This is a genomic window from Nocardioides sp. Root122, from assembly GCF_001425025.1.
In the GTDB taxonomy this organism is placed as follows: domain Bacteria; phylum Actinomycetota; class Actinomycetes; order Propionibacteriales; family Nocardioidaceae; genus Nocardioides.
The window spans coordinates 1-12,278 of the sequence record NZ_LMDE01000003.1; the positions used below are offsets into that span (position 1 = coordinate 1).

At 72.6% G+C, this 12,278-nt stretch carries 14 protein-coding genes; 3 read left to right on the forward strand and 11 right to left on the reverse strand.

Going from position 1 to position 12,278, the window contains the following annotated elements; genetic code table 11:
- Positions 1-521: 521 nt before the first annotated feature.
- The 7 genes from ASC64_RS04810 to ASC64_RS04840 form a co-directional block, all read right to left on the reverse strand.
- The gene (locus tag ASC64_RS04810; RefSeq protein ID WP_056906413.1) at positions 522-995 is read right to left on the reverse strand and encodes a GNAT family N-acetyltransferase; all 474 of its coding nucleotides are present in this window, start codon (positions 993-995) and stop codon (positions 522-524) included.
- Entirely contained in the window at positions 992-1,888 is an 897-nt protein-coding gene (locus tag ASC64_RS04815; protein ID WP_056906414.1) for an arylamine N-acetyltransferase family protein, read from the reverse strand. The genes ASC64_RS04810 and ASC64_RS04815 overlap by 4 nt, the downstream gene beginning before the upstream one ends.
- A gap of 73 nt (positions 1,889-1,961) precedes the next feature.
- Positions 1,962-2,603 carry a response regulator gene (locus tag ASC64_RS04820; RefSeq protein WP_056906565.1) on the reverse strand — a complete coding sequence of 214 codons (642 nt, stop codon included), beginning with the start codon at positions 2,601-2,603 and terminating at the stop codon, positions 1,962-1,964.
- 53 nt (positions 2,604-2,656) lie between these two features.
- Positions 2,657-3,172, reverse strand: a complete 516-nt coding sequence (locus ASC64_RS04825) for a flavin reductase family protein (RefSeq protein ID WP_056906415.1) — start codon at positions 3,170-3,172, stop codon at positions 2,657-2,659.
- Positions 3,173-3,176: 4 nt separating this feature from the next.
- Positions 3,177-4,274: a MacS family sensor histidine kinase gene (macS, locus tag ASC64_RS04830; protein WP_235563530.1), complete on the reverse strand. Its 1,098-nt coding sequence runs from the start codon at positions 4,272-4,274 to the stop codon at positions 3,177-3,179.
- 53 nt (positions 4,275-4,327) lie between these two features.
- Positions 4,328-5,104: a lysophospholipid acyltransferase family protein gene (locus ASC64_RS04835; protein WP_056906417.1), complete on the reverse strand. Its 777-nt coding sequence runs from the start codon at positions 5,102-5,104 to the stop codon at positions 4,328-4,330.
- Positions 5,105-5,114: 10 nt separating this feature from the next.
- The gene (locus ASC64_RS04840) at positions 5,115-5,927 is read right to left on the reverse strand and encodes an alpha/beta hydrolase (protein WP_235563531.1); all 813 of its coding nucleotides are present in this window, start codon (positions 5,925-5,927) and stop codon (positions 5,115-5,117) included.
- 47 nt (positions 5,928-5,974) lie between these two features.
- Here ASC64_RS04840 and ASC64_RS04845 point away from each other — a divergent pair, with 47 nt between their 5' ends.
- The 3 genes from ASC64_RS04845 to ASC64_RS04855 all read left to right on the forward strand — a co-directional run bounded on the left by ASC64_RS04845 (position 5,975) and on the right by ASC64_RS04855 (position 9,241).
- Positions 5,975-6,505 carry a hypothetical protein gene (locus ASC64_RS04845; RefSeq protein WP_056906418.1) on the forward strand — a complete coding sequence of 177 codons (531 nt, stop codon included), beginning with the start codon at positions 5,975-5,977 and terminating at the stop codon, positions 6,503-6,505.
- A gap of 27 nt (positions 6,506-6,532) precedes the next feature.
- Positions 6,533-7,771 (forward strand): ornithine cyclodeaminase, encoded by a 1,239-nt coding sequence (locus ASC64_RS04850; RefSeq protein ID WP_156385026.1) that lies wholly within the window; start codon positions 6,533-6,535, stop codon positions 7,769-7,771.
- A 90-nt stretch (positions 7,772-7,861) separates the two neighbouring features.
- Positions 7,862-9,241, forward strand: coding sequence for an HTTM domain-containing protein (locus ASC64_RS04855; protein WP_056906419.1), 1,380 nt, complete (start codon positions 7,862-7,864; stop codon positions 9,239-9,241).
- On the opposite strand, the gene ASC64_RS04860 is transcribed toward ASC64_RS04855, so the two are convergent.
- From ASC64_RS04860 to ASC64_RS04875, 4 genes are read right to left on the reverse strand one after another with little or no spacing between them, the layout of a single operon-like run.
- A complete protein-coding gene (locus tag ASC64_RS04860) occupies positions 9,230-10,201 on the reverse strand; it encodes an ROK family protein (RefSeq protein ID WP_056906420.1) in 972 nt (323 codons plus the stop codon). The two genes, ASC64_RS04855 and ASC64_RS04860, sit on opposite strands and share 12 nt — an antisense overlap.
- Before the next feature lie 7 nt (positions 10,202-10,208).
- Positions 10,209-10,601: a hypothetical protein gene (locus tag ASC64_RS04865; RefSeq protein WP_056906421.1), complete on the reverse strand. Its 393-nt coding sequence runs from the start codon at positions 10,599-10,601 to the stop codon at positions 10,209-10,211.
- The gene (locus ASC64_RS04870) at positions 10,598-11,809 is read right to left on the reverse strand and encodes an ArsA family ATPase (RefSeq protein ID WP_056906422.1); all 1,212 of its coding nucleotides are present in this window, start codon (positions 11,807-11,809) and stop codon (positions 10,598-10,600) included. Before ASC64_RS04870 ends, ASC64_RS04865 begins: the two co-directional genes overlap by 4 nt.
- A gap of 14 nt (positions 11,810-11,823) precedes the next feature.
- Entirely contained in the window at positions 11,824-12,261 is a 438-nt protein-coding gene (locus ASC64_RS04875) for an SRPBCC family protein (protein WP_056906568.1), read from the reverse strand.
- Between the last annotated feature and the right edge of the window lie 17 nt (positions 12,262-12,278).

Below are 12,278 nucleotides of genomic sequence, written 5' to 3' on the forward strand. Positions count from 1 at the left end.
TACCGACTGCTCCAGCAGGCCGTCGACACAGACCCCCACCCGCTTAAAGACCTCATCGGGGGCTCATGAGCCTCAACTGCACTCAAGCAGAGATGCAGGTCATGTGTTCGATTGTAGGCGAGACCACCGACACTGGGCCGGCGCGGACGTTGGACGGTCCGCCCCTTTCGACTGTCCTGACCACCCGTGGCTGGGGGTCTCGTGACGGGACTTCGTCCCTCCTCGACCATGGGGGCGGGAGTGGGTTCGAGGCTCGCTGGCGCTCGCACCTGAACCACCGACGGGGGCGGGCGTGGTTTCGAGGCTCGCTGGCGCTCGCACCTCAGCCACCGAGGAGGGTGGGCGTGGTTTCGAGGCTCGCTGGCGCTCGCACCTCAACCACCGAGGGTTTGACCAGGGGGCGGGCGTGGTTTCGAGGCTCGCTGGCGCTCGCACCTCGACCACCGAGGGCGGGGGGTCTCGTGACGGGACTTCGTCCCTCCTCGACCAGCGGGATCCCCTCGACCAGCGCGTCGGGGCCCCTACGCGCTTGGGTGGGGCGAGTCCGCGGCGGCGTACTCGACCTCCGTCGGGTACGGCGGCCAGGGGCACTCCTGGGTCACGCCGGTGGCGGCCCAGCCGAAGGACTCGTAGAGGCGGCGGGCCCGGCGGTTGTCGTCGAGCACCCAGAGCCGGCGGGCTCCGGCGGCCTCCGCACGCATGAAGCCCTCGCGCCCGAGGCCGGCGTTCCAGTGGTCGGGGCGCACCGCGAGGTGGCGCAGCGTCGAGCCCTCGTGGGCGGCGAGCGCCACCAGGCCCTCCTCGTCCTCCACGACGTCCACCACGACCTCGGGGTCGTCGAGCAGGAGCGTCCAGCGGGCGAGGACGTCGTCGTCGGGGTAGGGCAGGTCGCCGAAGACGTGGGCGAGGCCGGTCTGGCTGGCGATCCGTTCCAGGTCGCGCAGGGCGACGACGTCGTCGGACGTGGCCCGGCGCCATGCGTGGGGAGCAGTCACGGCCGCCCCGCGTCGTCCCAGGCGCGGTGGGAGGCGACGGTTCGCTCCCACAGCCCGGACCATTCGTCATCGCTGACGTCGTCCACCGGCAGCAGGAGGTCGTCGACCAGCGCGGCGCGCCACTCGTCGTACGACGCCAGGTCGCGCTGGTCGCGCGAGGTCGGGGTGAGGACCTGGTGCACCAGCCCACGCACGGTCCGCTGCTCGGGCCCGTCGATGCGCTGCGCGACCAGGACGCGGCGGAAGGGCGAGTCCTCGCCGCGGGCCAGCACCTCGTGCGACGCGGCGACGGCATCGGTGGAGTGGTCGCGTGAGGTGACGACCATCCCGCGCAGCACGCCACCCGGGAGGTGGCGGTAGGTCCACGCCGCGGGCCCGGTGGGCCGGCCCGCTGCCTGCGCGCCGAAGCCGGCACCGATGCCGAAGCTCCAGCCGTCGACGTCGTGGTCGCCGCGCACCAGCGGAAGGGGCTCTGCGAAGCCCTCGCCGAGCCCCGCGTCGGGCCACCAGTGGCCGCCGGGGTTGTCGCCGGTCGGCAGCCCCGACACGACGAGCACCAGGTGGTTGAGGTCGGTGCCGAACTGGTCCTCGGGCCGGGTCCAGACGTGCCCGTGCCGCCGGCTCACCGCGAACCCGAGGGAGTCCAGCAGCCAGCCGAAGGCGCCGTTCTGCTGGAAGCAGTAGCCGAGCCGTCCGCCGGAGGCGGCCCGCGCGACGCCGTCCGCGGGATCCACGGGGTCGGGGCGACCGAGCATGACCGACAGGTTGTCGTAGGGGATCCGGGCGACGTGGGCGCGGTGCACCTGCCGCAGTCCGTCCAGGGTGGCCGGCGGCCGGTCAGCGATCCCGAGCCGGGCGAGGTAGTCCTCGACCTGTGTCGCGCTGCCGCCCACTGGCGTCCTTCCTCCCCTGCCGGGACGGTTCCCGGCCCCGAGACCGTACCCGGACGCCCGGTGCCCGGCCCGGTCAGACGGGGTCGTCCGCCTCGTCGAGGCCGTGCTCGATCGCCCAGCGGGTCAGCTGGACCCGGTTGTTCATCTGCAGCTTGCGCAGCGTGTTCTGGACGTGGTTCTGGACCGTGCGGTGCGAGAGCACCAGCCGGGCGGCGATCTGCTTGTAGCTCATGCCGGTCGCGACCATCTTGAGGATCTCGGTCTCCCGCTCGGTCAGCTGGTCGCGCGGGTCGTCGGCCGGCCCGTCGGCGATCCGCCGGAACTCCCCTAGCACCAGGCCCGCGAGCCCCGGGGTGAAGACGGTGTCGCCCTCGGCCACGCGCTGCACGGCGTCGATGAGCTCGGCGCTGGACGCGGACTTCACGAGGTAGCCGGTCGCACCGGCCTTGATCGCCTCGAGGACGTCGGCCTGCTCGCCGCTCGCCGAGAGGATCAGCACCCGGGCGGCCGGGTCGTGCTCCAGCATCATGCTGGTGACCTGGACGCCGCTGTTGTCGGGCAGCTGCAGGTCGAGGACGACGACCTGGGGCGCGGCGGCCGGGAAGCGCGCCATCGCCTCGCGGCCGTTGGCGGCGACGGCCACCACGTCGTGCCCGGCGGCGCGCAGGTCGCGCTCCACGGCGTCGCGCCACATCGGGTGGTCGTCGACCACCATCACGGTCACCAATGTCGTTCCCCCGTCCCTGAGATGGGGGCATCGTAGACCGGCTACGCGCTCGGGGGGCTGAACCGGCCGCGACGGTGCACCAGCGGGTCGTGGTCCTCGCCGACCACCACCTCGTCGAGCGTGCAGGTGACGAGCGTCGACCAGCCCACAGGCGCGTCCGACTCCAGCGAGACGAGGGCCCACGTCGTCGCGTGGTCCAGCCGCGGCCCGTACGCGGTGTCGACCCACTCCGCCATCCGGAAGGGGCCGCCCGGTGCCGGCGCGGTCCCGGCGAACGCCTCCGCCAGCCCGCGGTCCGGCCACGCCAGGAGCTGGACGACGCCGCGCCCGGTCTCGAGCAGCGCCTCGGTGAGGTCGGCGTCGGGGTCGAGGAGCGCGAGCACCCGTCCGGGCTCCCCGCCCGCCACCATCCACGACGACACCGTCAGCCCGGACCGGTCGCCGTCGTCGCCGGCCGTCCACAGCGAGACCGTGGCACCCTGCCGGCCGCGGAGCCGTCGTACGGGGTCGCGGTCGCCCTCCGGGTCGAGGAACGGGTGGGAGGTGTGGATCGTCACGAGCTCACGCTAGCGGGACGACGAGCTCCCACTCGGTGCCCCAGGTGCCGCTCTCGACCCGAGCGGTCCCGCCGAGCTCCTCGACGCGGCCGCGGATCGAGGAGACGACGCCCAGCCGGCCCTCGTCCTCCGCCTGCTCCAGGCGGCCGGGCGCGATGCCCGGACCGTCGTCGCGCACCGAGACGGTGACGCCGTCGGGTGCGGCCTGGGCGAGGATCCAGGCGCTGGCGTCGGGCCCCACGTGGGCGAGCACGTTGTCGAGGCAGGCGCGCACGGCGGCAACGGTCTCGGTCGCGACGTGGGCGTCCACCGGCACGGCGGTGCCGGGGGTGGCGACCTCGACCCGCACCGGGTGCGCAGTCGCCATGGCCTCCAGGGCGCCGGCCAGGTCGACGCGACCGCCCGCGACGGTGGGCACGGTGTCCTGCTGACGGATGAGGGAGCGCAGGCTCCGCTCCTGCTCCCCCGCCAGCCGGGCGAGCTCCGCCCACTCGCCACCGGCCGCGGCACCGCGGCGCTGGGTCATGGCGAGCACCTGCAGCACGCCGTCGTGCACGGCGCGGGCCAGTCGGGTGCGCTCCTCGGCGGCTGCCGCCGCACGCTCGGCCGCGTCCCGCTCACGCGCCATCCGCTGCAGCGAGGCGCACATGTAGCCGACGACCGGACCGCCGATGAGGACGAGGAAGACGTTGCCGTAGTTGCCCTGGTCGACCTCCGAGCGCGGCACCAGGTCGACGAGCGCGATCGCGACGGCCGCGGCCAGACCGCCGCGCCAGTGCCAGGCGATCGCCCATGCCAGCAGGGCGCCCATCACCCAGAACCCCGGGACGGTGGCGTTGAATCCCTCGGACTTCACCCACGGCGTCGCGGCCATCGCCGCGAGGGTGATGGCGAGGTCGGCGACGAGCAGGAGGGGCGTACGCCGTGCGCGGTCCTGGTAGAGCCAGATGGCGAGGACGGTCCAGAGGGCGAGGGCCACGACGATCGTCAGGCCCGCGGTCGGGTGGTCGAAGTTGTCGCGGCGGTAGGCGTTGAGCGCCACCATGTTGATCGTCACCACGACCCGGACGATCGCCAGGGCCGAGTAGAGCCGGTCCTCCACGGCCAGCGCCGAGTCGGCGCGCGGGGTCGGCGTCCGCGACGCCGGCAGGGCGCTCAGGACGCCTTCTGCTCCGGCCCGTCGCCGGCCTCGTCCTGGGCCGCCTGCTCAGCGGCGGCCTGCCGGGCCTTCTCCCGCGCCTCCTCCCTGGCCGCCTCCTTGTCGAGCTCCTTGGCCTTGCTGGCGTAGAGGTCGACGTACTCCTGACCGGAGAGGCGCATGATCTCGTACATGATCTCGTCGGTGATGGAGCGCAGGATGTAGCGGTCGTTCTCCATCCCGGCGTAGCGGGAGAAGTCGAGCGGCTTGCCGAAGCGCACGACCGGACGCGTCCACGTGCCGTAGACCTTGCCGGTCGGGGCGACGACATCGGTGCCGACGACGGCGCACGGGATCACCGGCGCGCCGGTCTCCAGGGCGAGCCTGGCGACCCCGGTCTTGCCGCGGTAGAGACGGCCGTCGTGGGACCGGGTGCCCTCGGGGTAGATGCCGAACAGGTCACCCTCGGCGAGGATCTTCATCGCCGACTTCATCGCACCCTCGGCGGCGTTGGCGCCCGAGCGATCGATCGGCACCTGACCGGCACCGGTGAAGAACTTCTTCTGGAACCAGCCCTTGATGCCGGGCGAGGTGAAGTACTCGGCCTTGGCCACGAAGGTGACCCGCCGGGTCAGCGTCAGCGGCATGAACAGCCAGTCGGCGTACGAGAGGTGGTTGCTCGCCAGGATCGCGGGGCCCTCCTCCGGCACGTGGTCCACGCCGTAGGCCTTGGGCCGGAAGACGAGTCGCAGCACGGGCCCGAGGGCGATCCACTTCAGGAACCAATACAGCACGCTGCCGAGCCTATCCCTGCTGCTCGCGGGTGACCCGTTCGATGAACTCCGCCGACTCGGCGAAGATGCGCGGTGCGTCGTTGTCGAGGGTGGCCACGTGGTAGCTGTCCTCGAGCACGCGCTCCTCGAAGTCCTTCGACGACAGCCCGGCGTGGAGCGCGCGCGAGGTCGAGATGTCCGCCACGTGGTCCTCCGCGGACCGGAACGACAGCACCGGGATGGTGATCCGTGGCAGGTCGCGCCGCAGCTGCGCCCACCCGACCGACATCTCGTAGGCCGCCTTCAGCGGCATGACGGGATAGGCGACCTCGTCCATGCCGGGCTTCTTGATGTCGTTGCGGATGCCGGGGAACGCGGGCACGAAGCGCTTGAGCACCGGCAGCAGGACGGCGTCCTTGCGCAGCGTGTCGACGGCCGCGTTGACGATGACGATGCCCGCCAGCTGGTCACCCCGGTCGGCTGCGAGCCGCAACGAGAGCGCAGCGCCCATGGACAGGCCCACCGCCACGACGGCGTCGTTCTCGGCCGCCAGCTTGTCGAAGGCGCCCTCGACGGTCGCCACCCAGTCGGCCCACGTCACGCGGTTCATGTCCTGCCAGCGGGTGCCGTGGCCCGGCAGCAACGGCATCTCCACCGCGTACCCACGTGCGGCGAGGTCCTCGGCCCACGGCCGCATGGAGGCCGGGCTGCCGGTGAAGCCGTGCTGGACGAGCACGCCGATGCGGCGTCCGCCGGTGAGCTCCGGCTTCGCAGCCGTGGACATCGGGGCGACGAGGGCGGGGTCGACGGGCGCGGCCGGGGCGCCGCGGAAGGGGATCTTCACGGCGGTCAGTCTGCCGCATGCAACCTCCGCGCGGGTACCGTGATCGCGTGACGACTCCAGGCGACGAGAGCCGCACCGAGCTGGCCTGGCGCGAGATCGTGGAGCACTACGGCGAGCGCGCGGTGCTCCCCGACGACACCACCGCCCGCGAGGCCGGGGACGAGGCCGGGACCGGCCCGGTCGACGCCGCGCCCACCGCCCACCCCGACAAGCTCGACACGACCGACGGGCTCGACGAGGGGCTCGACGTCCCGCTGGCCGCCGCCGCCCACCACGCCGCCCACCACGACGTCGAGGACGTGGACGAGCGTGACGCGCACGACGACGTCCCCGAGGCCGAGCGCTTCCACCCGCCGGCTGCTCCGCCCTTCCCCCGTCCCCGCACCTGGCAGCGCGGGCTCGCGTGGGCCGGCCTGTTCGTGGCGCCGGTGCTCGCGCTCGTCATCGGGCTCTCCTCCCTCTGGCTGCCGCCCTTGTTCGGCTGGGCGCTGGTGGCCTGGTTCGTCGGCGGGTTCCTCTACCTCGTGCGCGAGATGCCCCGGTCCCGCGATCCCTGGGACGACGGCTCACGCATCTGAGCAGGTCCCGACGGATAGGGTCGCGGTGTGGGATCCAGCGAGACGGTCGAGGTCACCGGCCACCTGATGGACAGCGGCATCCTGTCGCGGATCCTCGACGACATCCGCGACTACGGCGGCGACTACGTCATCGACCACTTCGACGTGGGCCACGAGGCCGCCGACCCGAGCAGCGCGCGGATCACGGTCGAGGCCGAGGACGAGGACTCGCTCCAGCGACTCTTGATGCGCCTGCAGACCCGCGGCGTCAACCAGCTCGACCCCGGCGAGGCCGTCGTCGGCGTGGCCGAGCGCGACGGCGTGCTGCCGGACGGCTTCTACTCCACCACCAACCTCGAGACCCGGATCCGCCTCGAGGGCACCTGGTACGACGTCGAGAACCCCGAGATGGACTGCGGCCTCGTGGTGATCGACTCCGCCAGTGGTGTCCGGGTGCGCACGGTGCCGATGTCCGACGTCGCGGCCGGCATGCGGATCGTGGTCGGCGCCACCGGCATCCAGGTCTCCGTGCCCCGCCCCGACACCGCGACGGGCGCCTCGAGCCAGCTCGTCGGCGAGACGCCGTACGACAAGCCGCAGGCGGTCCTGGTGCGCCAGGTCGCCGACGAGATGCGCAGCACCCGTGCCGAGGGCCGCCGGCTGCTCTGGGTCGCCGGGCCGGGAGTCGTGCACACCGGCGCGGTGCCGGCCCTGGTCGCGCTCATCCGTGGCGGCTTCGTCGACACCCTGTTCGCCGGCAACGCCCTGGCGACGCACGACATCGAGTCCTCCCTCTACGGCACCAGCCTCGGCGTCGACCTGTCCGTCACGCAGGGTGTCGAGCACGGGCACGAGCACCACGTCCGCGCCCTCAACACCGTCCGCAAGGCCGGGTCGATCGCGCAGGCCGTCGCCGACGGCGTGGTCACCAGCGGGATCCTGCACGCCCTGGTGACGCATCAGAAGCGCTACGTCCTCGTCGGCTCCGTGCGCGACGACGGACCGCTGCCCGACGTCCACACCGACGTCATCGAGGGGCAGCGCGCCATGCGCGCCGAGATCGCCGACGTCGGCTACTGCCTGATGATGGCCACGCAGCTGCACTCGGTGGCCACCGCCAACATCCTGCCTGCGACGGTGCCGCTCGTGTGCGTGGACCTCAACCCCTCGACCGTGACCAAGCTCGCCGACCGCGGGTCCAACCGCGGGCGGGGCATCGTCACCGACGTGGGCCTGTTCCTGGAGCAGCTGGCCCTCGAGCTGGTGCCGGACTACCGCCGGGGCTGAGCGCAAAACACCACGCGGGACACGCCGGTTGGCCTACCCTCGCCACGGTGCAGCCATCCCGGCTCGCCCGCCGTGACGCTGGGGACACCGATGGAGACCAACGCCGAGATCGCGTCTGCGGGGACGCGGACCGATGTCCAGGCACGGGCGACCCGACTGTTCGTGCGGATGTGGGCGGTCGCGCACGTGCTTCACCTCCTCATTGCCGACCGCAACGCGCTCGACACCCCGTGGAACATCGCCGTGGTGGCCACCGCGATCATCCTGCTCCTCCACCCGGGGGCGGGCCGGTTGCTGGCCACGCTGGCAGTTCTCCAGCTCATCGAGTACGTCGCCGAGATGCCACTGAGCCCTGACCACTGGGCGCTCGTGTCGTTTGTCAACATCGCCCTCCTTCTGACCATGCTCGTCACCAGGTCTACGGCGCTGGAGAGCGTGACCAAGGCTTTGCCCGCAGCGCGTCTGATCCTGCTCGTCGCGTACGGCGCCGCTGCCGTGTCGAAGTGGAACACCTCGTTCCTGGACCCACTGACCAGCTGCGCCAACGCCCTCGCCGACGTCGTCAGCCACGGACTGATCGGGCCCGTGTCGGAGAGCCACACCCTGAGCTACGGGGCCGCGATCACCGAGGCAATGGTGTTCCTCCTGCTCACGGTGCCCCGCACGCGTTGCTGGGGCGTCCTGCTCGGGATGACCTTCCACTTCACCCTGAGCTCGAGCCCGACCCTCGTGGTCGGTGACTTCACCTCGACGGTCTTTGCCCTCTTCGTGCTGTTCCTGAGCCCGGAGCTCGCCAGCCGGGTCCTCGACCGGACCTCGTCGTGGGCCGCCCGCTCGGCGATCGCCCGAGATGCCCGGCGTCACCCCCTGGCCACCGCGGCCATCGCGTTCGTCGTGCTGGGGTTCGGAGGCTACCTGGCCATGGCGGTCACGATGGCCGGGATGTACGTGTTCGAGCAGCTCTACTTCATCGGGCTACTGATCGCGACGGCGCTGTCCGTGCGCGAGCAGCGCGCCGCTTCGCCGCTCGGAAGGATCCGCCTCGTCCACCTACCGGTGGTGGCGATGGCGGTGCTCTGGGCGCTCAACCCCTACCTGGGACTACGGACGACCGGGTCCTTCACGATGTTCTCCAACCTGCGCACCGAGTCCCCCGCGCCAAACCACCTGTTCATGCCCTCGTTCAGGCTCACTGACTGGCAGGACGAGATGGTCACTGTGACAGGATCGAACGACCCACAGCTCCGCACGGGCGCGGAGAACCGGCTCGCTGTCCCTGTCGTGACGCTGCGCCGCATGGCCACGGACGACCGCGACCTCGAGGTCACCGGGCTCCTGCACGGCAGGAACGTGAGATTCGGGCCAGGTCCCGGTCAGGTCAGGCTCCAGCCGCTGTCGTGGTGGCAGCACAAGTTGTTCCTGCTCAGGCCCGTGACCACAGACGACAGGCCGTTCTGCTCACAGAGCTGACCGGGCGGCGAGCAGGGCCGCGCCGACCATCCCCGACCCGGGGCCGAGCCGACCCGCGACGAGGTCCGGCACGACACGGTGGGCAGCCCCGACCAGGCTGCGCTGCAGGGCCGCCCGGGCGGGCTCGAGCAGGCGGTCGCCGGCAGCGGACACGCCGCCGCCGACCACCACCAGCTCGGGATCCAGGGCCGCAACCAGGTTGGCCACGCCCACTCCGAGCCAGTCCCCGACGGACGCGAAGGCGCGACGGGCGACCAGGTCACCCTCCTCCGCGGCCGCGGTGACCATCGGTCCGGTGATCCGGTCGACGTTGCCGTCGCTCATCTCCTGCAGGACCGAGGGCTGCTCGGCCATCAGGGCGCGGGCGGTGCGGACGAGCGCGTTGCCGGAGGAGTACTGCTCCCAGCACCCGCTCCGTCCGCACTCGCACGCGCGGCCGTCGGGCACCACCTGCATGTGGCCGAACTCCCCGGCCATGCCGTTGGCGCCCCGGAGGACGACGCCGTCGAGCAGCACGGCACCTCCGATGCCCGTGCCCATCGTGATCATCAGCGCGGACGTCGCGCCCCGGGCGGCGCCGTGGTGCGCCTCGGCGCGCGCGGCGCAGTTCGCGTCGTTGTCGAGGGCCACGGGACAGCCCAGGCGCGCCTGGAGCAGGTCCCGCAGTGGTTCGCCCTGCCACGGCAGGTGGGGTGCGAACCGCACCCGCTCCCCCGCCGAGTCCACGAAACCGGCCGCGGCCACGCCCACTGCGGTCAGCGAGCGGTCCCCAGCAGCCTCCAGGATCGCCTCGACCAGCGCGTCCTCGACGTGGCTGGTCACCACGCGGCGGCCCGGCGTCGTGCGCAGGGCCGTCCGGCCGACCGTCCCGTCGGCCGCGACGACCCCGGCCAGCACCTTGGTGCCGCCGATGTCGACGCCGACCACGACTCCGGGGTCCCCGGCCGCGACCTCGCTCACGCGTGGCTCACTCGTCCTCGGGCCAGTCGTCGGCGAGGTCGATGTGCTCCACGCCGTCCGGCTCCTCCGAGCCGGTGGCGCGGTCGGGCGTGGCCATCACGGCGGCGGCTGCCTGGGCCAGTGAGGCTGCGGCGGCGGCGAGGTGGGTCGTGACCTCGGGGCTCAGCTGCCGCACGGCGTGCACGGCGCGGCAGACCGGGCACACGGTGCACTCGGTCGCGCCGGTCGCGAGGTGCTCGTTGAGGTCGTGGGCGGACGCCGCGGCGTGCGCGGCCAGGCCCGACAGGCCCTCGCCGGCCTCGCCCGCCTGGTCGCGCGCCCACCCGGATAGCGCACCGAGGAGCTTGGCTGCCTCGTCGGCCAGCGAGCCGACCTCGTGGGCGTCCCCCGCGTCGCTCACGTGGTCTCCTGTCGGGTCGTGCCGGCATCGGGCTGGTCAGCGGAGGTGGGGTCGGCGAACCTGACCTGGATCTCCCCGTCGCGCACCCGGGCACCCGTCACGCGATGGCGTGCCAGTCCCGAGGGCAGCGTCAGGAGACGACGATACGACGCGACCGAGACGACCAGCTCGTCGCCCTTGCGTGCGAGACGCACCTCGTCCTGCGCGGCGAGCGGCAGCGGGAAGGACAGGACGCGCCCGCCCGGGAACGGGCGCACCCGCAGCCCGGTCCGGTCCCCCGGCGCGGCGAGCGGGTCGCTGCCGTCGTACACGGTGCGGGCGAGGTCGAGCAGCTCGTCGCGGCCGACCGGCTCGGAGTCGCGGTAGACCGAGGTCCGCAGGTCGAGCCCGGCGAAGGAGTCGGCGGCGTCGGCGAGCACCCGGCGCTGCGACTCGACCCATGCGGTGCGCCAGGCGTCGGCGCCGTCGTCGGGGAACACGCGGTTCACCACCGCCGCGTCGACGGTGTAGCCGAAGAGGGTGAGGAAGGTGTAGGCCCGGCGCGCCTCCGCGAGCACCACCGACTCGGGGGTCAGCACCAGGCGCACCGACGTCTCCGGCCCGGTCAGCACGGCGCGTACGTCGTCGAGCTCGGCGTGCAGCCGCTCGATCGCGTCGAACACCGAGTCCCCCGGCATCGGCACGCCGGCCGCACGGGTCAGCACCGGCTTGAGCGCCTTGACCACCCGCCGCTCGACCGGGAGGACGCGGGTCATGTACCAGCCCAGCGCCTCCGGCAACGCGAGGAGGCGGAGGGTCTCGGCGGTGGGCGCACAGTCGACGACGAGCACGTCCCACGCCCCCGACCGCGCCTGGGCGCGCACCTCGAGCAGGGCGAGGACCTCCTCGGCGCCGGGGATCACGGTGAGCTCCTCGGCCGCCACCGGGTCCACGCCGGCGACGTCGAGCACGCTCAGGAGGTAGCCCTGGATGTCACGCCACGAGCGCTCGAACCGGTCCTGGGCGTCGACGTGCTGGAGCCACAGGTTCTCCTCGACCTCGCTGGGCTCGGCGCTCGGCGCCACGTCGAGCGCGTCGGCCAGGGAGTGCGCGGCGTCCGTCGAGAGCACCAGCGTCCGGTGCCCCGCCGCGGCGCTCGCGCACGCCGTCGCGGCAGCCAGGGTCGACTTGCCCACGCCGCCCTTGCCGGTGAAGAGGAGGATCCGCATCCCGGACCCGGGCGTCAGAGCGACTCGACGCGCTTCTTGAGACCCTTCAGCGCGGTGTCGATGAGGATCTTCTCGCCCTTGCGCTTGAGCATCCCGATCAACGGGATGCTCACGTCGAGCGCCAGTCGGTAGGTCACCTCGGTGCGGCCGTCGCCGAGGTCGACGAGCGTGTAGGCGCCGTCGAGCGCCTTGAGCATGATGCCCTCGACGAGGGTCCAGGTGACCTCACGGTCACCCTTCCAGTCGTAGGCCAGCGTGTACTGGTCCTTGATCGGTGAGACGTCGAGAGCGAAGTAGACCTGCTCCGCGCGGTCGCCGGCGCCCTCCACGCGGACCTCGGCGGTCTGCACGCCCTTCGCCCACTCCGGGTAGGACTCGAAGTCGGCGATGACGGCCATGACATTGGCCGGCGGGGCGTCGACGGTGATCGACGAGGAGGTCTGTTCGGCCATGGCGGGAGCGTAGCCCA

Coding starts and splice junctions, on each gene's coding strand:
- ASC64_RS04820 (WP_056906565.1), bottom strand. CDS start 2,603: ATGGTGGTCGACGACCACCCGATGTGGCGCGACGCCGTGGAGCGCGAC.
- ASC64_RS04875 (WP_056906568.1), bottom strand. CDS start 12,261: ATGGCCGAACAGACCTCCTCGTCGATCACCGTCGACGCCCCGCCGGCC.
- ASC64_RS04855 (WP_056906419.1), top strand. CDS start 7,862: ATGGAGACCAACGCCGAGATCGCGTCTGCGGGGACGCGGACCGATGTC.
- ASC64_RS04870 (WP_056906422.1), bottom strand. CDS start 11,809: ATGCGGATCCTCCTCTTCACCGGCAAGGGCGGCGTGGGCAAGTCGACC.